The organism is Spirillospora sp. CA-142024, from assembly GCF_050942325.1.
In the GTDB taxonomy this organism is placed as follows: Bacteria; Actinomycetota; Actinomycetes; order Streptosporangiales; family Streptosporangiaceae; genus Spirillospora.
Genome location: NZ_CP192077.1, coordinates 5,939,957 through 5,962,321, shown reverse-complemented (window position 1 = coordinate 5,962,321; position 22,365 = coordinate 5,939,957). Strand labels below are relative to the sequence as shown.

General features: G+C 72.3%; 16 protein-coding genes. 8 read left to right on the top strand and 8 right to left on the bottom strand.

Annotated elements, in window-relative coordinates:
* Positions 1-36 precede the first annotated feature (36 nt).
* On the top strand, positions 37-6,660 hold the full coding sequence (locus tag ACQPZP_RS28415; protein ID WP_433472783.1) for a DEAD/DEAH box helicase: 6,624 nt from the start codon (positions 37-39) through the stop codon (positions 6,658-6,660).
* Positions 6,657-8,897: a UvrD-helicase domain-containing protein gene (locus ACQPZP_RS28410; RefSeq protein WP_433472782.1), complete on the top strand. Its 2,241-nt coding sequence runs from the start codon at positions 6,657-6,659 to the stop codon at positions 8,895-8,897. The genes ACQPZP_RS28415 and ACQPZP_RS28410 overlap by 4 nt, the downstream gene beginning before the upstream one ends.
* Before the next feature lie 33 nt (positions 8,898-8,930).
* Here the strand turns inward: ACQPZP_RS28410 and ACQPZP_RS28405 are convergent, their stop codons facing one another.
* Together ACQPZP_RS28405 and ACQPZP_RS28400 are read right to left on the bottom strand one after the other, a co-directional pair.
* Positions 8,931-9,335, bottom strand: coding sequence for a PPOX class F420-dependent oxidoreductase (locus tag ACQPZP_RS28405; protein WP_433472781.1), 405 nt, complete (start codon positions 9,333-9,335; stop codon positions 8,931-8,933).
* Positions 9,336-9,353: 18 nt separating this feature from the next.
* Positions 9,354-9,860 carry an NUDIX hydrolase gene (locus ACQPZP_RS28400; protein WP_433472780.1) on the bottom strand — a complete coding sequence of 169 codons (507 nt, stop codon included), beginning with the start codon at positions 9,858-9,860 and terminating at the stop codon, positions 9,354-9,356.
* Positions 9,861-9,998: 138 nt separating this feature from the next.
* Here ACQPZP_RS28400 and ACQPZP_RS28395 point away from each other — a divergent pair, with 138 nt between their 5' ends.
* The 3 genes from ACQPZP_RS28395 (at position 9,999) to ACQPZP_RS28385 (ending at position 13,118) form a co-directional block, all read left to right on the top strand.
* The gene (locus ACQPZP_RS28395) at positions 9,999-10,289 is read left to right on the top strand and encodes a PGPGW domain-containing protein (protein ID WP_433472779.1); all 291 of its coding nucleotides are present in this window, start codon (positions 9,999-10,001) and stop codon (positions 10,287-10,289) included.
* 111 nt (positions 10,290-10,400) lie between these two features.
* The gene (gene abc-f / locus ACQPZP_RS28390) at positions 10,401-12,059 is read left to right on the top strand and encodes a ribosomal protection-like ABC-F family protein (protein WP_433472778.1); all 1,659 of its coding nucleotides are present in this window, start codon (positions 10,401-10,403) and stop codon (positions 12,057-12,059) included.
* Between the two features lie 243 nt (positions 12,060-12,302).
* On the top strand, positions 12,303-13,118 hold the full coding sequence (locus ACQPZP_RS28385) for an SGNH/GDSL hydrolase family protein (RefSeq protein ID WP_433472777.1): 816 nt from the start codon (positions 12,303-12,305) through the stop codon (positions 13,116-13,118).
* Here ACQPZP_RS28385 and ACQPZP_RS28380 read toward each other — a convergent pair.
* Positions 13,064-14,233, bottom strand: coding sequence for a Cmx/CmrA family chloramphenicol efflux MFS transporter (locus ACQPZP_RS28380; RefSeq protein ID WP_433472776.1), 1,170 nt, complete (start codon positions 14,231-14,233; stop codon positions 13,064-13,066). The two genes, ACQPZP_RS28385 and ACQPZP_RS28380, sit on opposite strands and share 55 nt — an antisense overlap.
* A 266-nt stretch (positions 14,234-14,499) precedes the next feature.
* Here ACQPZP_RS28380 and ACQPZP_RS28375 point away from each other — a divergent pair, with 266 nt between their 5' ends.
* Positions 14,500-15,072 (top strand): TetR/AcrR family transcriptional regulator, encoded by a 573-nt coding sequence (locus tag ACQPZP_RS28375; RefSeq protein WP_433472775.1) that lies wholly within the window; start codon positions 14,500-14,502, stop codon positions 15,070-15,072.
* Positions 15,062-15,871, top strand: a complete 810-nt coding sequence (locus ACQPZP_RS28370) for an amidohydrolase family protein (protein ID WP_433472774.1) — start codon at positions 15,062-15,064, stop codon at positions 15,869-15,871. The genes ACQPZP_RS28375 and ACQPZP_RS28370 overlap by 11 nt, the downstream gene beginning before the upstream one ends.
* Positions 15,872-15,889: 18 nt before the next feature.
* Here ACQPZP_RS28370 and ACQPZP_RS28365 read toward each other — a convergent pair whose 3' ends face one another.
* Together ACQPZP_RS28365 and ACQPZP_RS28360 are read right to left on the bottom strand one after the other, a co-directional pair.
* Complete coding sequence (locus ACQPZP_RS28365) at positions 15,890-16,936, bottom strand: lysylphosphatidylglycerol synthase transmembrane domain-containing protein (protein WP_433472773.1); 1,047 nt, start codon at positions 16,934-16,936, stop codon at positions 15,890-15,892.
* 104 nt (positions 16,937-17,040) lie between these two features.
* A complete protein-coding gene (locus ACQPZP_RS28360; RefSeq protein WP_433472772.1) occupies positions 17,041-17,634 on the bottom strand; it encodes a TIGR03086 family metal-binding protein in 594 nt (197 codons plus the stop codon).
* A 149-nt stretch (positions 17,635-17,783) separates the two neighbouring features.
* Here ACQPZP_RS28360 and cqsA point away from each other — a divergent pair, with 149 nt between their 5' ends.
* Positions 17,784-18,941, top strand: a complete 1,158-nt coding sequence (gene cqsA / locus ACQPZP_RS28355) for an alpha-hydroxyketone-type quorum-sensing autoinducer synthase (RefSeq protein ID WP_433472771.1) — start codon at positions 17,784-17,786, stop codon at positions 18,939-18,941.
* A gap of 5 nt (positions 18,942-18,946) precedes the next feature.
* On the opposite strand, the gene ACQPZP_RS28350 is transcribed toward cqsA, so the two are convergent.
* From ACQPZP_RS28350 to ACQPZP_RS28340, 3 genes are all read right to left on the bottom strand, one after another.
* The gene (locus ACQPZP_RS28350) at positions 18,947-19,852 is read right to left on the bottom strand and encodes an oxygenase MpaB family protein (protein WP_433472770.1); all 906 of its coding nucleotides are present in this window, start codon (positions 19,850-19,852) and stop codon (positions 18,947-18,949) included.
* Positions 19,853-19,982: 130 nt separating this feature from the next.
* On the bottom strand, positions 19,983-21,170 hold the full coding sequence (locus tag ACQPZP_RS28345; protein ID WP_433472769.1) for a thiolase C-terminal domain-containing protein: 1,188 nt from the start codon (positions 21,168-21,170) through the stop codon (positions 19,983-19,985).
* A 98-nt stretch (positions 21,171-21,268) separates the two neighbouring features.
* Positions 21,269-22,339, bottom strand: a complete 1,071-nt coding sequence (locus tag ACQPZP_RS28340) for a threonine aldolase family protein (RefSeq protein ID WP_433472768.1) — start codon at positions 22,337-22,339, stop codon at positions 21,269-21,271.
* Between the last annotated feature and the right edge of the window lie 26 nt (positions 22,340-22,365).

Here is a 22,365-nt window from a genome sequence, read left to right as displayed (position 1 = left end):
GATAGCCTGTCGCAGGTGGACGAAAGGGCGGTGTAGATGAGGCCGACGCTGGCGGCCGAGGAGGTTCGGCGGAATCTGACGCAGTACCTCACGACGACGTTCGCGCTGGCGGACGAGCAGGTGCGCGACGGGCTGGAACGCTTCCTCAACCATCCCGAGCAGGGCATCTTCCGCGGCCCCTACCTCCGCATCCGCACCCCGTTCCGCACCGAGCCCGACGGGTGGCGGGGACTGCTCCAGTGGGCGCCGGCCGGGTTCGTTCCGTACCGTCATCAGGCTGCGGCGTTCAGGCGACTTACCACCTTCGACCATGAGGCGCGGCCGACGCTGATCACGACGGGGACCGGGTCGGGCAAGACCGAGTCGTTCCTGATTCCCGTGCTCGACCACTGCCGCAGGCGGCGGGCGGAGGGCAAGGCCGGGGTGAAGGCCGTCCTCCTCTACCCGATGAACGCCCTCGCCACCGACCAGGCCCAGCGCCTCAACGACTACCTCCAGCAGCCCGGCCTCGGCGACGTCACAGCGGCCCTCTACATCGGTGACACGCCCAAGACCGGCTACGCCCGCGTGCTGACGCAGCGTGCCGAGATCCGGCGGTCGCGTCCGGACATCCTCATCACCAACTACAAGATGCTCGACCTTCTCCTCCAGCGGGCCGAAGACCTTCCCCTCTGGGAGGACGCCGACCTCGCCTACGTGGTCGTGGACGAGTTCCACACCTACGACGGCGCGCAGGGCACCGACGTGGCGATGCTGCTCCGGCGGCTGGCGGCGGCGCTCGGGCACAGCGAGCCGGGGCGGCCACTGGGGAACATCTGCCCGGTCGCGACGAGCGCGACGCTGGGGGAGGGCGGTGACGGGGCCGAGATCAGGCGGGTCGCCGAGACGGTGTTCGGGACGCCTTTCGAGTCCGACTCGGTGATCGGGGAGGACCGGCAGAGCGCCGACGAGTTCATCGAGCAGGACGGGATCGACTACACGCTTCCGCTCCCCGACCCGCAGGAACTCGCGCTCATCCGCGACCCGCACGACGACGGCGGCGCGATGGCGCAGATCATGCAGGCCGTGACCGGGCGGGACGCGCTCACCCCGCAGGAACTCGGCGCGGTGCTGCGGCGGCACATCCTCACCAGCGCCGTCCTCGAAGTCCTGGACGGCAGGCCGCACACGCTCGGGGAGATCCTCGAACTCCTCCCGCGTAAGGGCGCCTACAGCTGGGGCAACGCGATCCGCCTCTCGCCCAAGCATGCCGCGACCGCGCTCGCACGGTTCGTCGCGCTGCTGTCCGAGGCCCGCGACCCGGACGACGCGAGCCGCCCGTTCCTCCACGTCGAAACGCATCTGTGGGTCCGGTCGGTGACGCGGCTGCTGCGCGCGGTCGGTCCCCGCCCGGGGTTCGCCTGGTTCGGGGAGGCCCCGCCTCCGATGGACGCGGAGACGACGCTCACCGGCGGCGGCCGGGAGACCCTGCCCGCCGTGTACTGCCGCCACTGCGGACGGTCCGGGTGGGCGGCGATCTCCCCGGAGCGGGACCCGCACGACCTGGTCAGCGACGCCGCCCGCATCTACCGGTCCGGCATCTCGGAGAAACGACTCGTACGGCCGCTCATCAGCGCGACGCGGCGCGAGGTGGAGGCGCGGGCGGCGGGCGGGCAGGGCGGCCCGAACGTCCTGGTCCTGGCGGCGAACGGCCGGCACGTCCGGCCGCTCGACCCGGAGAAGGACCTGGAGAACTCCACCAGGAGCGACTTCCGCGACGTGTTCGTCCTCGCCGACCTCGGCCACTCCAAGGAGAGCAACCGGGACGCCGAGAACGACCGGTGCCCCGCCTGCGGCATGGAGCAGGGGACGCGGTTCCTCGGCTCCGGGCTGGCGGCGCTGGCGTCCGTCGCGGTGACGGAACTGTTCACCGGCGGCCAGCTCGACAAGCAGGAGCGCAAGACCCTCCTGTTCAACGACTCCGTGCAGGACGCCGCGCACCGGGCCGGGTTCGTCGCCAACCGGTCGTACGGGTTCTCGCTGCGGCTCCTCCTCGCGTCCCAGCTCGACGGCGCCGACGGGCCCAAGCCGCTGCACGAGCTGATCTCCGAGACCGTCAAGGAGGCCAGCGACCCTCGATACCTCCCCTCGGTGGTGCCGCCGGACCTGCACGACCGCGACGACGTGGACGCTCTGCTCGCGGGCGAGACCGAAGGGTCCGCGCGGACGTGGACGCTGATCGGGGAGCGGCTCGCGTTCGCGTCCGTCATGGAGTTCGGCCTCCGCTCCCGGCAGGGCCGCACCCTGGAACTCACCCGGACCGCCGCCGCCGAGGTCGCCGTCCAGGACATCGACCGGATCGCCGGCCTCGCCCGCGACCTCCAGCTCGCCGGACCGGCCGCGCTGACCGGCCTGCCCGGCCACGACACCTACGTCGCGTACGTGCGGGGGCTGCTGGAACGCATGCGGATGCGCGGCGCGATCAAGCACCACTGGCTGGACGCGTGGATCGACGGCGCCGGCACCAAGCGGTACATGACCATCTGGGGCAGGCGCCCCGACGGGATGCCCGCGTTCCCGCGCGGGCTGTCCGCGCCCCGCTTCGTGCTGGGCGCGCCGAAGAACCGCAGCGAGTTCGACGGCATCACCGGGCGGCAGTCCTGGTTCCAGGACTGGACGGCCCGCTGCCTCGGCATCGAACCCGGCGCGTCCGGCCAGTACCTGTCCCGGCTGCTGACCGTCCTCACCGACGAGGACGTGATCGCGCGGCGTACCGCCGGGGACGGCGCCACCCCCGTGTTCGGGCTGCGGCCCGGCCACGTCCAGGTGTGGCGGCTCGAAGACGACCAGGTCGAGGGCGCCGGGGTGTACTGCCCGGTCTGCAACTGGCAGCAGACCGTCCATCCCGACCGGATGCGCGAATGGGCGGAGGCGCCCTGCCCGCGCTACCGGTGCACTGGACGGCTCGACACCGACACCCGCCGCGGCGACCGGTACGAGAACGACTACTACCGCAGCCTCTACCGCAGCGCCCGCCCGTTCAGCGTCATCACCGCCGAGCACACCGGCGCCCTCACCCGGGAGCAGCGCGAGACCGTCGAACGGCAGTTCCGCGACGGCACCCGCTACAGCGACCCGAACGTCCTGGCGTGCACGCCGACGCTGGAACTCGGGATCGACATCGGCGACCTGTCCGCCGTCGTCCTGGCGTCGCTGCCGCGTTCCCCCGCCAACTACGTCCAGCGGGCGGGACGGGCCGGACGCAGGACCGGCAACGCCTTCCTGCTCACGCTCATCGGCCGGAACCCGCGCGACCGCTACTACCTGACCGACCCCACCGACATGATCGCGGGCGACATCGTGCCGCCCGGCTGCCACCTGTCCGCCGTCGAGATCCTCCAGCGCCAGTACGCCGCGCACCTCGTCGACCTCGCCGCCCGCGACCGCTTCGAGGGCCTGCCGCCCATGCCGCGGGTCGCGTCCGCGCTGTTCGGCGACTCCGGCTGGCTGCCCGCCTTCCAGGACGCCGTCCTCTCCCGCGGCGAGGCTCTCGCCGACGGCTTCCTCGCCCTGTTCGCCCAGGGCGACCCCGAGACCGGCGTCACCGAGGACGCCGCCCGGCGGCTCCGCGACTTCGCCGCCACCGGGCTCAAGGCGAGCGTCGACGCCGCGGCGCGGGCCTGGGACGAGCGGCTCGCCGACCTGCGCGCCCGGCTGGAGGTCATCGACGCCGCGATCGCCGAGATGATCGACTCCGACCGGCAGCAGCGCGACCGCCGCAACGAGCTGCGCGCCGAGCGCCGCGCCGTGCAGGCCCGGATCGGCGAGATCGGCCGCGCCGACGCGCACGGCGCCCTCGTCGAACTCGGCCTGCTGCCCAACTACTCGCTCATCGACTCCGCCACCGCACTCGAAGCCACCATCACCTGGGAGGAGCGCGTCGGCGACGACACGGGCGAGGTCCCCGCCCCCGCCGACCGGCAGCGCACCGACCGGGCCCGCGGCGACCGGCGCTACCACAGCGAACTCCGCGAGTACGAGCGCTCGGCGTCCCTCGCCCTCACCGAACTGGCCCCCGGCAACCACTTCTACATCCGCGGCTACCGGCACGAGGTCACCGGCCTGGACATCGGAACCCCGCAGCGCCCCGCCTACCAGCAGTGGCGCGTCTGCCAGGAATGCGGCTACGTCCGCACCACCGCCGCCCGCGAGGACCACAGCCCCTGCCCGCGCTGCGGCAACGAGCGCATCGGCGACAGCAGCGGCCTGCACACCGTCCTCGTCCCCACCCGCGTCACCGCCCACGACCTGCGCGACGACGCCCGCATCCGCGACGACCACGACGAGCGGCAGCGCCGCTTCTACGAGACCGCCGTCGCCGTCGACATCCCCCGCGACGAGATCGCCCCGGGAGCCTGGCGGCACGCCAGGCGGGTGTTCGGCGTCGACTTCACCCGCCGCGCCGTGATCCGCCGGTTCAACCTCGGGTCGCTGCGCATGGAACGGCCCGCGGGCGACCCGTTCGCCGGGGACCTGCGGCGCCTCAACCCCTTCCACGTCTGCAGGACCTGCGGCGGCGCCACCGCCGACGGCCCGCCCGACGGGGACGGACGGCTCGGCGGCGGCACCACGTCCGGCTACGACGCGTCCCGCAGCCACCACCGGCCCTGGTGCGCGCAGCGGCGCGGCGGCGACGTCGAGCACGAACCGCTGATCCTCGCGCACGAACTGCGCACCGAGGCGCTGCGGATCCTCGTCCCCATCGCCACCACGATGATCCCCGAGCGGACCGTCACGTTCGAGGCCGCGCTGAAGGCCGGGATCGCCCGCCGCTACGGCGGCGACCCCGCCCACCTGCGGATCGTCACCGCCACCATGCCCGACCACCTGCACCACAGCGGGCACCGCCGCCGATTCCTCGTCCTGCACGACACCCTGCCCGGCGGCACCGGCTACCTGCACCGCATGTCCACCGAGGCCGGGTTCCGCGAAGTGCTGGAGAAGGCGTACGAGGTCGTCTTCCACTGCCCGTGCGCCAACGAGGAGGGCAAGGCCGCCTGCCACCGCTGCCTGCTGTCCCACGTCCGCGGCGAGGAGTTCGACAAGGCCGACCGCGGCCTCGCCGTCGAGATGCTCGCCGACCTGCTGGAGGGATGGGAGACCGCGTCCGTCGCCAGCACCGACGACATCTCCCTCGTCAACCAGGTCGAAAGCGAGCTGGAGGCCCGGTTCCTGGACGCGCTGCTGCGGTGGGCGGGCAGTCCCGGCACCGGCCGCGCCATCAGCCCCGGCCCCCGCCTCAACGACCGCCGCACCGCCCACCTGCGCATCGCCGCCGGAGACGACGTCGTCCACTGGCAGGTCATCCTGCAGAACACCATCAAGGGCACCCGCCCCGACGTCTACTTCAAACGGCTCGACGGGGCGCCCCTCGAAGTCGCCCTCTACCTCGACGGCTACAACTACCACGCCGCCCCGCACGCCAACCGCCTCGCCGGCGACGCCGCCAAACGCGAGCGGCTGCGCGCCCACGGCCGCGTCGTCTTCCAGATCACCTGGGACGACGTCGAGCACTGGGAGGCTGGCCGGTTCCCCGAAGCGCCCGCCTGGATCCCCTACCAGGGCAACGCGCAGGCCAAGGCCCGCGAAGGCTACCTCCACGGCGGCGGAGACCCGGCCGAGCTGGCCGACCTGATCTGGGCCAACCCGATCCAGACGCTCCTGGCGTTCCTGTCCGACCCCGACGGCGAACGCTGGCGGCGCCGGGCCGAGGCCGCCGTGACGGGCCTCGTGATGCCCGGCGCCGAACTCCGCCAGGCCGCACCCGAAGCGATCGGCGACCTCCTGGGCGCCGCGGTGCGCGGCGACGACCTGCCGACCCCGCCGCGCGGCGAACTGATGCTCGCCCGGACACGGGACGCGAGCGGCTGCCCGCTGACCGTCGTCGCCAACGGGCGCACCCGGGCGTGGACGGCGCTCGCCGTCATCGACGACCGGGCCGACGCCATCGACGCCGACGAGGACGCCCACCGCCGCCGCTGGCGCGCCTGGCTGTACTGGGGGAACCTCCTCCAGTTCCTCTCCTACGGCGCGGGCGACGGAGTACAGCTCGCCTACACCGCCCTCGACGGGTTCGACCCGTCCGCCCTCGCCGTCACCGGCGGCGAGGGGCTCCATTCGACCCTCGGCCTGCTGCCGCTGGACCCCGACGACCTGCCGCCCGGCAGCGTCCACGACTCGCGGCCCGAGCCGGACGCCGTCCCGCCGGACATGCGGCAGTCCACCGGCACGTCCACGCCGCCCCCGGGCGAGCGCGCCGCCCCCGCTTCGGGCCCCGCGGCGTCCCCGGCGGTCAACCCGGACGCCTCCCCGGCACCGGACCCCGCCTGGGCCGAAGCACTCGACCTCCTCGACCCGGACGAGCGGGGCCTGGCGGAGCTGGCGCGGGGCCTGATGGCGCGCGGCGCCCCCGCCCCCGAGGTCGGCTACGAGCTGGGCGAGCAGGCATGGCAGGCGGAACTGGCCTGGCCGGACGCCAAGGTCGCCGTCGTCCTCGCGGGCAACGACGACGAGTCCACCGGCCGCTACCGCGCCTACGCGCGGGCCGGCTGGGAGACCCGTACGGCGACCTGGTGGAACGTGGACGAACTGGCGGAACGGATCAAGGCGGGGAACCCATGACCACGCAGGGTGAGGCGACGCTGCGGCTGCTCGACAAGGCCGACAAGGAGATCCAGAAGCTGCCGCGCGTCGTCAAGGGCGCCATCTACGAGTTCCAGCACGACTTCCGCAAGAACCCCGACGCGCGCGGGCTGCGCCTCAAGCGGCTCCAGGGCCACACCCGGCTCCACTCCGCCCGGATCAGCGCCGAGTACCGGGCGCTGCTCCTGCACGCCGGCAACCGCGACTACATCCTCGTCGCCGTCCGGCACCGCAAGGACGTCTACGACAACCTCGACCGCTACCAGTACAAGATCAACGATGTGACGGGCGCGATCGAGTTCGTCGACCTCGTCAGCGTCGAGGAGAACGTCTCCACGCCCCGGGCGGCGGCCCCGGCACCGACCGGGCCCGTCCTTGAGAAACCGGAGCGGACCGAGCCGGCCCCCGAACCCGCGCAGGCCCGGCCGCTGTTCGCCGACCTCACCGACGAGCAGCTCCTCCAGCTCGGCGTCGCCGCCGTCCTGCTGCCCCTGATCAGGACCGTCACCACCGAGGAGCAGCTCCTCGGGCTCACCGAGCTGGCCCCGGCCCTCACCGAGGAAGTCCTGCTGGAGCTGTACTTCGGCAAGACCTTCGACGAGGTCCTCGACCTGGTCACCGCGCCCGTCCAGGCCGCCGAGACCGTCGACACCGAGGACTACGCGACCGCGCTCACCCGGCCCGCCACCCAGGTCACCACGTCCGACACCGACCTGCAAGCCGTTCTGGAGGACGACTTCGGCCGCTGGAAGGTGTTCCTGCACCCCGGCCAGCGCAAGATCGTCGAGCGCGGGAACAAGGGCTCGGCCCGCGTCAGCGGCGGACCGGGAACCGGCAAGACCATCGTCGCGCTGCACCGCGTGAAGCACCTCGTCGACCGGCTCCCGCCCGGCGACGGCAAGCCCGTGCTGCTCACCACCTTCACCAAGAACCTCGCCGCCGACCTCCGCAAGCGCCTGCTCGAACTCGGCGGCCCCGAAACCGTCGCCCGCGTCGAGATCGTCAACATCGACAAGCTCGCCGCCGACGTCGTGGCCCGCGCCGAACCCGGCGGCAAACGCCGCTGGATCGACGACACCAAGGCCGTCCAGGAATGGCGCGACCTGCTCCTCGAACTCGGCGAGACCGACTGGGACCCCGAGTTCCTGCACGCCGAATGGACCCACGTCATCCTCGGCATGGCGGGCCACTCCCGCGCCGACTACTTCCGCACCCGCCGGCCCGGACGCGGCCGCAGCATCGGCCGCGCCCAGCGCGCCGAGATCTGGCGGCTCGTCGAGAAGTTCCGGCTCCGCCTCGACGAGAAGAACCTGTGGACCTACCGGCAGGTCGCCGAACACGCCGCCCGCCTCGAACAGGAACGCGCCGAACGGATCAGGAAGCACCAGGAGGACGGCCTCAACATCCACCGCGAGGACGGCTCCGTCGCCCGCATGCGGCCCCGCTTCCAGCACATCGTCGTGGACGAGGCACAGGACCTCGCCGCCGCGCACTGGAGGATGCTGCGCGCCATGGTCCCCGAAGGACCCGACGACATCTTCCTCGTCGGCGACGTCCACCAGCGCCTCTACGACAACCACGTGTCGCTGAGCGTGCTCGGGATCAACATCCGCGGCCGGCGCTCGACCCGCCTCACGCTCAGCTACCGCACCACCCACGAGATCCTCGGCTCCGCCGTCCGGCTGCTCGGCGAGGAGCCCTGGGACGACCTCGACGGCGAGACCGACGAGATCGGCGGCTACCGCTCCGTCCTGCGCGGGGACCGGCCCGTCCTGCACGGCTCCGCGACCTGGGAGGACGAGCTCGACCACATCGCCTCCCAGGTCAGCGAGCTGATCGACGGGCCGGCGCCGTCCATCGCGATCTGCGTCCCGGAGCGCGCCATGGTCGCCGAGGTGGAGGCCCGCCTCGCCCGCGCGGGCATCGCCGCCACCTCCATCGGCCCGGACGGGCCGCGCGTCGACGACGTCGTCCACGTCGGCACCATGCACCGCTTCAAGGGCCTCGAATACCAGCACATGATCATCGCGGGGGTCTGCGACGGTCTCGTCCCGCAGGGCTACCTGCGCAAGTGGGAGCACTCCGACCCGGCCCGGTACCGGCGGGAACTCCAGCGGGCCCGCGCCCTGCTGTTCGTGGCCGCCACCCGGGCGCGCGACACCCTCCTCGTCACCTGGCACGGCACCCCGAGCCCGTTCCTCGGCGATCCCCGGTGAAGATCGGCGACGCCACCGGCGCCGCCCTCAGCGCTACTCGATCGTGCGTTTGGTCATGTTCTTCTCCGAGCCGGGGTCGATGCCCCAGCTGAATACGGTGCGGGGGTGGATGCGGATGATGTCGCCGCCGAAATGGGAGCCCTCCACCGCCTCGACGACGGCGGTCTCGGCGCGTCCCCGGATCTCGATGCCGCGCACCTTCCACGGACTGACCGAGGCCAGATCGTCGACGACGAAGGCGACCTGGTCGTTGTGCTCCAGGTTGCGGTACTTGCGGGACTTGGCGAGGTTCCAGCCGCCGATATCGATCGTGCCGGTCTCGGCGTTGTAGCTGAATCCGACGGGATTGTTCTGCGGGTCGCCCTTGGGGCCGACGGTGGCGAGGCGGCCGAGCCGCTGCCCGGCGATGTATTCGCGTTCGAGGTCGGTGAGGATCATGCGCTCAAGGCTGCAATCTCAACCGTGCTTGAGGTCAAGCGAGGCGATGACGCTCCGGAGCCGGGGGGACATCTCGTCCGGCAGCGCGTCCAGCGGGCACCAGCGGGCCTCAAGGATCTCGCCGGCGTCCAGGTCGAGCCGCCCGCCGACGACCCGGGCCTCGTAGTAGGTCTCGACCCGGTGCCGGAATCCGCTGGCGAGATGGAGCGGGGGCCCGGCGACCTCCACCTTCAGGGCCGTCTCCTCCCGCACCTCGCGCGCGACGCCGTCCTCCAGCCGCTCACCGGCGTTGACGTACCCGCCCGGCAGCCCCCAGGCGCTGTACGCGGGCCACATGCGGTGCCGCAGCAGCAGGATCCGTCCCTGCTCGTCCCGGACGATCCCGCCGGCATAGACCAGGAACGTGCGGTGCCGGAGCCGCGCGAGCCGCCACTGCATCGGCCCGCCCAGCCGCCTCCAGACCCGCGCGGCCAGCGCCCCGGAGCGGCCGCGCGCACGCCGCGGCACGCCGGACGGGATCCTCATGATCGAGATGCTAGCCGCCGCGGGCGCCCGTCCCATGCCCGGCTCGGCCCGGGTGTGACGCTGGCCACACCGGCCGCGATCGGGATCCCGGACGCGGTTCCGGTTCGTCCCAATGACAAGACGTCCGGGGGAGGCGAAGTGACCACGACCGCGATGGACCGTTCCGGCTCGGAGACCGATCCGTCACCCGAGGCCCGGGGGCGGACGCCCGTCCGCCTCCTTCGCAAGATCGGCGTCGCGATCGCCGGCACCGCGCTGATCGTCGCGGGTGCCGCCATGCTCGTCCTTCCCGGCCCCGGCATCGTCGCGATCCTCGCGGGCCTCGGCCTGCTCGGCACCGAGTTCCCCGCCGCCCGCCGCGTCAGCACCCGCCTGAACGCCCACGCCCGCACCGGCTGGCGCAAGATCCGCCGCCCTCGAAACCCCTGACCCCGCGGTATGGTGCGGGCATGGCTTTCCTTTTCTTCGTCTGAGTCCGGGCACGGCCGATGCCGCCGTTTCTGCTGCCCGTAGACCCTTCGCAAGCCCAGGGAAAGTCATATGCGCGACCGCGCCCATACCGTGCTGCCCGCCGTCACTCCCGTCGCCGTGGCGCAGCTGTCCGTCAAGGACGTCACCAAGTCCTATGGCACCCGGACCGTCCTCGATCAGATCTCCTTCACCGTCCGGCCGGGTGAGAAGGTCGCCGTCGTCGGCGAGAACGGCTCCGGCAAGTCCACCTTGCTGCGGCTGCTCGCCGCGGCCGAGACGCCGGACGCCGGAGAGATCAACGTCGGATTCCCCGGCGGCACCGGCCACCTCGCCCAGACCCTCGACCTCGATGCGTCCCGCAGCGTGCAGGACGCCGTCGACCTCGCCCTGACCGAACTGCGCGAGATGGAGCGAACGCTCCGTGCGGCGGAGGAGTCGCTGGGAGACGCCTCGGATGAGGAACTCGCCGCGTACGGCGAACTGCTGATCGAATACGAGGAACGCGGCGGATACGAGGCGGACGCCCGGGTGGACGCCGCGATGCACGGGCTCGGGCTCGTCCGGATCACCCGCGACCGCCTGCTCGGCTCGCTGTCCGGCGGTGAGCAGTCGCGGCTCGCGCTCGCCTGCGTGCTGGCCGCCGCGCCCGAACTGCTGCTCCTGGACGAGCCGACGAACCACCTCGACACGGTGGCCGTGCGCTGGCTGGAGGAGCACCTGCGCGCACACCGCGGCACCGTCGTCGCGGTCACCCACGACCGCGGCTTCCTGGAGCGCATCGCCACCACGATCCTCGAAGTCGACCGTGACGAGCGCACCGTGCGCCGGTACGGCGACGGCTGGGCCGGCTACCGCGCCGCGAAGGCCGCCGCCCGGCGCGGCGCGGAGCAGCGGTACGCGGCCTGGACCGAGGACGTGGCCCGCACGGAGGAACTGCTCGACGCCGCGGAGAGGCGGCTTGCCACCACCGGCCGCGACCCGAAGGAGGGCTTCGGCAAGCACCGCCGGTCCAGCGAGGCGAAGCTCGGCGGACAGGTGCGCTCCGTCCGGGAGCACCTGGCCCGGCTGCGGCGCGACCCGGTGCCGAAGCCGCCGGAACCGCTCCGCTTCTCGGCGGTGCCGGCGGCGGACGGCCCGGCCCGGCACCCTCTCGCCGAACTCGGCGACGTACGGGTCGGTGATCGGCTGCGTCTGGACGGGCTCCTGACGATCGAGTCCGGACAGCGGCTGCTGGTCACCGGCGAGAACGGTGCGGGCAAGACGACGCTCCTGCGTGTACTGGCGGGCGGCCTGGAGCCGGACGCGGGCGCGGCCCGCCGCCCCGCCCGGATCGGCTACCTCGCGCAGGAACTACCCGCGCGCTCCACGCGGCTCCCGCTGCTCGCGGCGTTCGCCGCCGGGCGGCCGGGGCCGCCGGACGAGTACGCCGAGCAGCTCCTGGCCCTGGGCCTGTTCCGCGAGGAGGACCTGCACATCCCGGTCGCCGCCCTGTCCGCGGGGCAGCGGCGGCGGCTGCAGATCGCGGCCCTGGTGACCCGGCCCGCGGACCTCCTCGTCCTCGACGAGCCGACCAACCACATCGCGCTCGACCTGGTCGAGGACCTTCAGAGTGCGCTCGCGGCGTACCCGGGGGCGGTGGTCGCCGTCTCGCACGACCGCGGCTTCCGCGCACGCTTCGAGGGGGAGCGGCTGGAACTCCGGGCCGGCCGCAGGCGTGGACGTGTGTGACCGCCGTTGCCGCGTTCGCTCCGCGACAGGGGAGCACGAATGGGGCCGGTGTGATTCCTGAGGCGGTCGTTATTTAGTCGAAAATGGTTGTTGTTCCTTGTGTCTTGACGGTCCGAGATTCTCGTATTTCGGATTGCAATGGCGGATAGTGCCAAACACTGTTGATCAGTTTGGGGCTTGGGGGAATGGCGGGGCGGGTATAAGTCGGGCGACACAATTCGATACGTCGCCCGGAGTGTGCAGATGCGTCTCTCCCGCCCCTGTCTGGTCGCTTTCGGTGCGGTGACCTTCGCCGCCGGCTCAGTGGCATGGTCCGGATCCGCCTCGGCGGCCGGAACCAGCTATGTCGCATTGGGGGACTCCTACTCGTCCGGCACGGGGGCCGGGAACTACGACCCCGGCAGCGGGTCGTGCAACCGCAGCGCCAACGCCTACCCGAATCTGTGGGCGGCGGCGCACACCACGCAGTCGTACAAGTTCGTCGCCTGCTCGGGCGCGACGACGGACACCGTCGCCAGTGGGCAGCTCGGGGCGCTCAGTTCCTCGACGACGCTGGTGAGCATCACGGTCGGCGGCAACGACGCCGGGTTCAGCGACGTCATGCAGACCTGCGTCCTGGAGTCGACCTCGTCGTGCCAGAGCAGGGTGGCGCAGGCCGAGAGCTACATGAAGAACACGCTGCCCGGCAAGCTCGACTCCGTGTACGCCAAGATCCGGGCGAAGGCGCCGTCGGCCCGCGTGGTGGTGCTCGGCTATCCGCGCCTCTACAAGATCGTCAACTTGTGCGCGGGGCTGAGCAACACCAAGCGGACCGCCCTCAACGGCGCCGCCGACACCATGGACGGCGTGATCTCCAAGGCGGCCGGGCGCGCCGGGTTCACCTGGTCCGACGTCCGGGACGAGTTCGCCGGCCACGAGCTGTGCTCCGGCGACGGCTGGCTCAACGCCGTGACGATCCCGATCGGCTCGTCCTACCACCCGACCGCGCTCGGCCACCGGTCCGGCTATCTGCCCGCCATGACCGGCTCCGCCCTCCGGGCCCTGGAGAAGCAGGCCTGACCGGCCAGCAGCGCGATCGCGCCGGCCATCAGCAGCGCGCTCACCCAGACGGGCGAGCGGTAGCCGAGGCCGGCGCCGATCGCGGTGCCGCCGAGCCACGGGCCGATCGTCCCGCCGACGTTGAACGCGGCCGTCGCGAACCCGCCCGCCAGCGTCGGCGCGGCGGAGCCCTGGTCGAGGACGCGTGAGATCAGCGCCGGGCCCGTCCCGAACGCCAGCATGCCCTGCACGAACACGAGCGCGATCGTCGCCGCCGGGCTCCCCGCGGTCAGCGCGAGGGCGGCCCACCCGGCGGCCAGCGACGACATCCCGGCCGCGATCAGCGCGGCCGGGTGGGCGTCGGCGATCCGCCCGCCGATGGTGACGCCCGCGAAGGACCCGGCCCCGAAGAGGGCCAGCAGCGCCGGGACCCAGACTGAACCGAACCCTGCGACGCTGGTGGCCAGCGGCGCGAGGTAGGTGAAGGTGCAGAACGTCGCCCCCTGGAAGAGCGCGTTGACCGTGAGGGTCAGCAGGAGCCGGCCACTGGCGAGGGCGCGAAGTTCCCGCCCCGCGCTGCTCGCCGACGGGCGCTCCTCCGGGATCGCCTTGGCGATCGCGAACACCGCGGGCAGCGACACCAGCGCGACCGCCCAGAAGGCCGTCCGCCACCCCCACGCCCCGCCGAGCAGCGCGCCGGCGGGAACTCCGGCGACACAGGCGACGGTGACGCCGCCGACGACGACGGACGTTGCGCGGGCCCGCGCGGCAGGGGGGACGAGCGCGGTGGCGGTGGCGAGCGCGACCGCCCAGAACCCGGCGTTCGCCAGGGCGGCGGCGACGCGCGTCGCCAGCAGCACCGCGTAGCTGGTGGTGACGGCGCCGACGACGTGGACGGCGATGAACGCGCACAGGAACGCCAGCAGGGCGCGGCGGCGCGGCCACCGGCGGGCGAGCAGCGTCATCGACGGGGCGCCGACCACCATGCCGATCGCGAAGGCCGAGGTGAGCAGGCCGGCGGCGGGGATGGACACGTGCAGGTCGGCGGCGATGCCCGGGATGAGGCCGGACAGCATGAATTCCGAGGTGCCCTGGGCGAACACGGCGAGCCCGAGGACGTAGACGGCGAATGGCAAGGGGAGACTCCCGAATCGGCGAACAGGTCGGCTGATCGGTGGGGGGCGTGCCGGGAGGGCCGTCCGGCGTCGTCACGGACGGCGATGGCGAGAAGAGATCCCTCGGATCAGAGGGTGAAGGCAGCCCACCGCAGGCGGCCCGCGCTCAGGGGAGCCGCCCGGGAGTCAGCGTCTGTCGGACTCGGGGCTGGACATGCGGACGAGGCTAGCAGGCCGGCGCGACCCCGGCGCCAGAGCATTGTTCTGGGATGGCAGAATAATGTTCTGTGAGTGAGGCTGGACGAGAGAGGGTCCTGCGGGCGGCGCTGGAGCTGTTCGGGCAGGACGGGGTCGCCGGGACGACGTTGAGCGCGCTCCGGACGGCGAGCGGGGTGAGCGTCGGGAGCTTCTATCACCACTTCGCCGGCAAGGAGCAGGTGGCGGAGGCGCTGTTCGTCGAGAGCATCGCGATGTACCAGGAGGCTTTCCTGGCCGAGTTGAAGGCGCACGACGACGCGCGCGAGGCGGTGTCCTCCGCCGTGGCGTTCCATGTGCGCTGTTGCAGGGAGCATCCGGGGCGTGCCCGGTTCATGTTCACGGAACGTCCTGCCGGGAGCGAGGCACTGGCCGAGCGCAACAGGGCCTTCTTCCGGGAGGTGCGCAGCTGGTGGCGGGTGCAGGCCCGGCACGGCGCGCTTGCCGATGTGGACGCGGTGACCGCGTTCGTCCTCTGGCTGGGGCCCGCGCAGGAGCTGTGCCGGCTCTGGCTGAACGGCCAGAGCCCGGAGCCGGACGCCGGGCAGGTCGCGATCCTGAGCGAGGCCGCATGGCGGTCGGTGGGAGGAAACCATGGTGATTGACGCGTGGATGCAGCACGGGACGGTGCGGTTCCTGCAGCACGAGATGCTGGACTCGCTCTGGAGGTGGACGGGGCAGAAGCCTCCGTCGGAGGAGATACCGGTCGAGTCCACGGTGGCCGCGATGGACGCCGGGGGAGTGGACGTCGGCCTGATCAGCGCCTGGTACGGGCCGGAGGGTGACCTGGTGAGCAACGACGAGGTCGCCTCGTTCGTCCGGCAGGCGCCGGACCGGCTCGCCGGCGTCGCATCGGTCGACCTGCGCAAGCCCATGGAGGCGGTCAGGGAGCTGAGGCGGTGCGTGCGCGAACTGGGCTTCAAGGGCCTGCGCGTGGTGCCGTGGCTGTGGGAGTCGCCGCCGACCGACCGCCGCTACTACCCGCTGTTCGCCGAGTGCGTGGAACTGGGCGTCCCCTTCTGCACACAGGTCGGCCACACCGGCCCGCTGCGCCCGAGCGAGACGGGACGGCCGATCCCGTACGTCGACCAGGTCGCACTCGACTTCCCCGAACTCGTCATCGTGGGCGGGCACATCGGCTACCCGTGGACGGAGGAGATGGTCGCGGTGTGCCGCAAGCACCCGAACGTCTACATCGACACGTCCGCCTACACGGTGCGCAGGTATCCGCCGGAGCTCGTCCGGTACATGACCCAGGACAGGCACCACAAGGTCATGTTCGGCACGAACTACCCGATGATGACCGCCGAGCGGGCCCTCAATGGCCTGGACGAACTGGGCCTCGGCGAGGCCGCGAAGGACGCCTTCCTGTCCGGCAACGCCAGGGCGGTCTTCGGCATCTAGTGATCTACAACGTAAAGGTCAGCGCCGGAGCGTCCGGCACGCCAGCACACCCAGCGGGACCGGCGCCCAGAAGGTGATCGCCCGGAACAGCAGGACGGCGTGCAAGGCGGGACCGGCGGCGATGCCGAGGGCGGCGAGCGCGGCGACGAGCGCCGCCTCGGTGGAGCCGACCCCGCCGGGCGTCGGGATGGCCGAGCCTGCCGCGGCGCCGACCAGGTAGGCGGCGACGAGCGCCAGCGCGTCCGCCGGGCCGACCGCCGTCCCGGGGATGGCGAGGACGCTGATGGCGAACGCGACGCCCATGGCGAACGTGGTCCCGGCGGACGCGGCGAGGGTGGTCGCCAGGTCGCGCGGGCGGCGGCACAGGTCGGCGAAGCCGGCGACGGCCCTGCGGGCGGGAGCGGAGCGCGCCGCGCGGCGGCCCCACAGCACGGCGGCCGGCAGGAGCACCCCGCCGGCGATGAGCAGCGGGACGGGCGGGACGAGGCCCGCGGCCTGGGCGGCGTGGTGGCCGAGCGCGTCCAGCATCCGGTCGTTCCCGGCGCCCGGCCCGAAGACGGTGCCGAGGCCGAGGACGGCGCCCATCAGCAGCAGGTCCGCGGGGACGCCGGCCACGTGCAGGACCGCCACGGCGACGGCGGCGCGGCTCAGCGGCACGCCGCGGCAGACGAGATAGCGGGTGTTGACCGCGGCGGCGCCGATGCCGCCCGGCGTGACCCGGTTGGCGGCGGACGCGGTGAACTGCGTCATCGTCGTCGTGACCAGCGGCAGGGGACGGCCGGACGCGCCGCGGAGCGCGACCGCGGAGAAGACGTAGTGCAGCAGGGAGAGCAGGACCAGCGCCGGCAGGAAGGCCCAGCGCATGTGACCGATCGTCGCGGCGGCCGTCCGCAGCGGGCCGACGGTCAGCATCAGGGCCGTGACGACGAGGGTCAGCAGCACCCCGAGAACGGCCCAACGGGCCCTGCGGGCCCGTTGGACGAGGGTCGGCGTCGCAGTGCGCGCGCCAAAGCCGGAAAGCTCGGCGCCCACCGCGGGGTCGGTGCCTGCGGCGATCGTCTCCACACCTTATTGTCCGGTTGCGTCGTTGAAGAGTATGCGACCACCGCAACCACTCGATGCGAACGTTGCGTGACCTGCGGGCCGCGCGCCCGCAGGTCACGGCCGGGTCAGGCCGTCCAGCCCGGGTCGCGGCCGAGGTAGCGCAGGAGCGCGGCCACCTCGTCGTCACCGGTGTGGTCGATGGCCGCGGCGTACGCGCCGTACTGGCGCAGCGGCTCGACGATCTGCCTGGCGACGTCCAGCAGGGGCCGGGCGAGTTCCGGGGTGAGCGGGGAGGGGCGGCCGGTGGCGACGGCGATGTCCCAGGCGTGGACGGCGGCGTCGAGCGCGGCGGCTCCCGCGCCCGTCTCCGGCTTGAGAGACCCGGGCGGGACGGGGACCGGGGTCTCGGTGGCATCGCGGTCGACGGTGGCCCAGGCTGCGGCGCATGCGGACACGGATGGTTCCAGCAGGTCCATCGGCGATCCGTCGAGCGTGCCGGAGGGCTCGAAGGGGTTGTAGCCGGGGCCGGGCTCGCCGGTGATGGAGGAGGCGAAGGCGAGCTGGTCGCCGGCGGCGTGCTGGACGACCTGGGCGACGCTCCACTGGGCGCACGGGGTCGGGCGGCCGAGGTCCTGGACGGTGAGGTCGCGGACGGTGTTGCGCAGTGCCTCGTGGGCGGTGTCGAGGATGGTCCAGCCCGAGGTGATGATCTCGCTCATGCCCTCCACAATAGCAGAACGGAATAATTCGTTCCACTCAAACCTCGCTACACTCCGTAGGCTTTGCCTCACCCCCGAGATTCTTTTCACACTATGATTAGGTTCCGCTACGGGACGTGACGAAGGTTTGACGGGGGAGAGTGACGACCATGACCAGCGCTCACCAGCGGCTGGGCGAACGCATCAGGGTGTTCCGGGGCACCCGGGGCGGGCGGCGGCCCGCGCCCGCGCCCCCCGGCGGCGGGGCGATCATGCTGACCTGTAGCGACTATCTCGCCCTCGCCGAGCATCCGGCGGTCACCGAGGCCATGATCGCCAGCCTGCGGGCGGCGGACGGCGGCGCGCAGGCCGCCGGTCTCTGCCTGTCCGACGACCACCCGCAGATCGTGCTGGGCGAGGACTTCGCGCGGCACATGGGCGCGCGGGCCGGGGTGCTGTGCCCGTCGGGCTGGGCCGCCAACACCGGGCTCCTGCAGGTGGCCGCCGGGCCGGACGTCCCCGTCTACCTGGACGTTCTCGCGCACATGTCGCTGTGGGAGGGGGCGCGGGCGGCGGGCGCGGAGATGGCCTACTTCCGTCACAACGACCTCGGCCACCTGCGCCGCCGGATCGAGGTGGGCGGCTCCGGCGTGATCGCGGTGGACGCCGTCTACAGCACCGACGGCTCGGTGTGCCCGCTGCCCGGGCTGGTGGAACTGGCCGAGGAGTACGACTGCATGCTCGTGGTTGACGAGTCGCACTCGCTCGGCACGCACGGGGAGCACGGCGAGGGCCTGGTCGCCGCGCTGGGCCTGACCGGGCGCGTCGACTTCCGCACGGCGAGCCTGGCGAAGGCGCTTCCGGGGCGGGCGGGTCTGATCGCCTGCGACCGTCCGGGCTTCGCCGACTACTTCGTCCACACCGCGCTTCCGGCGGTGTTCAGCTCGACGCTGCTGCCGCACGACGTCGCGGGCCTCGCCGCGGCGCTGCGGGTCGTCCGCAAGGAGGGCTGGCGCCGGGAGCGGCTGCGCGCCGTGACCCGTCGCCTGCGGGACGGTCTGGCCGGGCTCGGCTACCGCCTCGTGGAGTCCGACTCGCAGATCGTCGCGCTGGAGACGGGCTCGGAGGCGGACGCGACCATGCTCCGGGACGCCCTGGTCGGCCGCGGCATCTTCAGTGCGGCCCTGTTCCCGCCGACGGCGTCGGTGGGCCGTACGCTGGTGCGCCTTTCCGCGCACGCGGCCCTGACCGACGGTGATGTCGGCCGGATCCTCGCCGCCTGTGAGGACCTGCGTCCCCGCCTTGCCTCCCCGGCCACGGCGGGTTGACTCTGTCAGGCCGCCGGGCGGTAGCGCGCGGGGCGGGTCTGCGCGCCGATGTAGCGGAGCATGCTGCGGAGGGCCCAGTGGTTGATGCCGGTGGGCATCATGCGGTACCCCTGCCGGTTGGCCAGGGCGAGGGCGGCGAACCGGGCCTGGTCCAGCGGGGACCACGGGACGTCGAAGCGTTCCCGGACGATCGGAGGCAGGCAGCCGAAGGTGATCAGGCGCAGCGGGCGTTCGACGACGAGGCGTCCGGCGCGGTCGAGGCGGGCGCCGCCGACGGGCAGGATCGTGACGGTGTCGGAGCCGTGCTTGGCGATCTCCAGGGCGCGGGCGGCGGCCGGGGTGAGTTCCAGCGTCTTGGCGCAGATGTGCCAGAACTTGGACTGGAATCCGGCGTAGTCGGCGGGGACGGGACGCATGCTGACGCCGTAGCGGGAGTACCAGGTGACGGTCTCGGCGTACATCTGCTCGTGGTCCTCGGCGGTGAGGGTGCCGGGGTGGAAGGTCTCGGCGGCCTTGAAGATCTCCCAGGTGAAGGTGGCGTGCGCCCACCAGAACGTCTCGGGTTCGAGGGCGTGGTAGCGGCGGGCTCGCTCGTCCACGCCCCCGATCGCGCGGTGCAGGTCGCGGATGCCGCGGGCGCGGTCGGTGCCGTCCGGGGCGAGGATCGTCGCCCAGATCTGCGGGACGGACCGGTGGATCCGGTCGAACGGGGCGTCGAAGAACGCGGAGTGCTCGGTGACCCCGGCGCCGATGCCGGGGTGCATGAGCTGCATGAGGCCGGCGGCGGCGCCGGGGAGCAGGGAGCGCAGGTCGGCGGCGTGCCGCCACAGGAGCGTGCCGGGCCCGAGCGGAGCGCGGGCGACCGTGCGGGCGGCGGCGGTGACGACCGATGGCGAGGACGGGGCGGGCATCGCACCTCCTGACCAGTGACCACTTACTTCTAGCCTAGCGAACCTGAGACAAGAGTCAATCTTTGTCGCACGTCCAGGCCGGGCAGCGGTCTTCCGCCCGTGACGGGGTTCCAGGGGGTCGCCCCTTGGGTTAACACTGCTTGTACACGGCGACCGCGCAGGCGCTGCCGAGGCCGATGTTGTGCTGGAGGGCTGTGCGGGCGCCGTCGACCTGGCGGTTTCCGGCCTTGCCGCGCAGCTGCCAGGTCAGTTCGGCGCACTGGGCGAGACCGGTGGCGCCGAGCGGGTGGCCCTTGGAGATGAGGCCGCCGGAGGGGTTGACGACCCATTTTCCGCCGTAGGTGGTGGCCTCGTCGTCGATGAGCTTGTGGCCTTCGCCGACCTCGGCCATGCCGAGCGCCTCGTAGGTGATGAGTTCGTTCGCGCTGAAGCAGTCGTGGAGTTCGATGACGTCGACGTCGTCGATGGAAACCTGAGCCTCGTCCATGGCCTTCTTGGCGGCGTGCTGGGAGACGCCGAATCCGACGACCTGGATGGAGGAGTGGTCCTGGAAGCTCTGCGGCGTGTCGGTGGCGATGTGGTGGCCGGCGATCTCGACGGCCTGGTCCCACAGGTCGTGCTCGTCCAGGAACCGCTCGCTGACGACGAGCGCGGCGGCGGCGCCGTCGGAGGTGGGGGAGCACTGCAGCTTGGTCAGCGGGTCGAAGATCATCGTCGCGTTCTTGACGTCGTCGAGGGAGTACTCGGTCTGGAACTGCGCGTAGGGGTTGTCGACCGAGTGCTTGTGGTTCTTCCAGCCGATCCAGGCGTAGTGGTCGGGGGTGGAGCCGTACTTCTCCATGTGCTCGCGGCCGGCGTTGCCGAACATCTGCGGCATGGGCGCCTTGTCGAGTTCCCACTCGCGGCCCGCGGTCATGGAGCGCAGGTGGTGGTCGACGATGGTGACCTTGGACTCGCCCATGCCGGCGCCGAGCGAGCCCTTCTTCATCTTCTCCATGCCGAGGGCGAGGGCGCAGTCTGCGAGGCCGCCGCGGACGGCCTGGCGGGCGAGGAACAGCGCGCTGGAGCCGGTCGCGCAGGCGTTCATGACGGTCATCACCGGGATGCCGGTCATGCCGGTCTCGTAGAGGGCGCGCTGGCCCATCGATCCGTACATGGAGCCGGCGTAGGCCATCTCGACCGTGTCGTAGCCGACGCCTGCGTCCTGCAGGGCGTTGCCGACGGCCTCCTTGGCCATGTCGGGGTACTCCCAGTCGCGGGAGCCGGGCTTCTCGAACTTGGTCATGCCCACGCCGACGACGAAGGTGCGGTTGGCCATCGGGCTCGCCTCCTGTACCGAATGGTGTTCGGTAACACGATAACGCGCGGGCCGCGCGGCGGGCGGACGCACTCCCGATGATCGGGATGCGCCCCTGGTCAGGCGGACATCTCCTCGGCGAGCGCGGCGGCGAACGCGTCCACGTCGTCCTCGGTGGTGTCGAACGAGCAGACCCAGCGGACCTCGCCGGTCGACTCGGACCAGCCGTAGAAGAAGAACCGCTTGCGCAGCTGCTCCGCCACGTCCTTCGGAATGATCGCGAACACCGCGTTCGCCTGCACGGGCCGGGTGATCTCGACGCCGGGGACGGCGCGGGCGGCGGTCTCCAGGCGGCGGGCCATCGCGTTGGCGTGCGAGGCGTTGCGCCGCCACAGGTCGCCGTCCAGCAGCGCGACGAGCTGCGCGGACACGTACCGCATCTTGGACGCCAGCTGCATGCTCGACTTGCGCAGGTACGCGAGCCCCTTCACCGCGTCCGGGTTCAGCACGACGATCGCCTCGCCGAGCAGCAGGCCGTTCTTGGTGCCGCCGAACGACAGCACGTCCACGCCGGCGTCGGTGGTGAGGGCGCGCAGCGGCAGGCCGAGGGACGCGGCCGCGTTGGCGATGCGGGCGCCGTCCATGTGGACCGACAGGCCGCGCTCGTGCGCCGCCGCCGCGACGGCCGCGGTCTCCTCCGGGGTGTAGACGGTGCCGAGCTCGGTGCTCTGGGTGATCGACACGACGGCGGGCTGCCGCCGCTGGATGTTGCCGAAGCCCGTGGCGTACTCCTCGACCTGGGCGGGGGTGAGCTTGCCGTCCGGCGTGGGCACGGTGACGAGCTTCAGCCCGGCGATCTTCTCGGACGCGCCGCACTCGTCGGTGTTGATGTGCGCCGACTCCGGGCACACCACGGCGCTCCACCGGTCCGACATCGCCTGCAGCGACACCACGTTCGCGCCCGTCCCGTTGAACACGGGGAACACCTCGGCGCGGTCGCCGAAACGCCGCCGGACGACCTCGCGGAGCCGGCCGGTGACGACGTCGTCGCCGTAGGCGGGCTGATGCCCGTCGTTCACCCCGGCCAGCGCCGCGAGGATCTCCGGATGCACGCTCGCCTGGTTGTCGCTGGCGAAACCGCGCACGGCGGGCGGCACGGTGGGCGGGGCGATGTCGGACGGCTGAGTCATGCGTCCATTCTCCAGGACGTCCGGCA

Excerpts from the sequence above, each read along its gene's own strand:
- ACQPZP_RS28415 (WP_433472783.1), top strand. The coding sequence starts at position 37 with ATGAGGCCGACGCTGGCGGCCGAGGAGGTTCGGCGGAATCTGACGCAG.
- ACQPZP_RS28410 (WP_433472782.1), top strand. The coding sequence starts at position 6,657 with ATGACCACGCAGGGTGAGGCGACGCTGCGGCTGCTCGACAAGGCCGAC.
- ACQPZP_RS28405 (WP_433472781.1), bottom strand. The coding sequence starts at position 9,335 with ATGATCCTCACCGACCTCGAACGCGAATACATCGCCGGGCAGCGGCTC.
- ACQPZP_RS28400 (WP_433472780.1), bottom strand. The coding sequence starts at position 9,860 with ATGAGGATCCCGTCCGGCGTGCCGCGGCGTGCGCGCGGCCGCTCCGGG.
- abc-f (WP_433472778.1), top strand. The coding sequence starts at position 10,401 with ATGCGCGACCGCGCCCATACCGTGCTGCCCGCCGTCACTCCCGTCGCC.
- ACQPZP_RS28385 (WP_433472777.1), top strand. The coding sequence starts at position 12,303 with ATGCGTCTCTCCCGCCCCTGTCTGGTCGCTTTCGGTGCGGTGACCTTC.
- ACQPZP_RS28370 (WP_433472774.1), top strand. The coding sequence starts at position 15,062 with ATGGTGATTGACGCGTGGATGCAGCACGGGACGGTGCGGTTCCTGCAG.
- ACQPZP_RS28360 (WP_433472772.1), bottom strand. The coding sequence starts at position 17,634 with ATGAGCGAGATCATCACCTCGGGCTGGACCATCCTCGACACCGCCCAC.
- cqsA (WP_433472771.1), top strand. The coding sequence starts at position 17,784 with ATGACCAGCGCTCACCAGCGGCTGGGCGAACGCATCAGGGTGTTCCGG.
- ACQPZP_RS28350 (WP_433472770.1), bottom strand. The coding sequence starts at position 19,852 with ATGCCCGCCCCGTCCTCGCCATCGGTCGTCACCGCCGCCGCCCGCACG.
- ACQPZP_RS28345 (WP_433472769.1), bottom strand. The coding sequence starts at position 21,170 with ATGGCCAACCGCACCTTCGTCGTCGGCGTGGGCATGACCAAGTTCGAG.
- ACQPZP_RS28340 (WP_433472768.1), bottom strand. The coding sequence starts at position 22,339 with ATGACTCAGCCGTCCGACATCGCCCCGCCCACCGTGCCGCCCGCCGTG.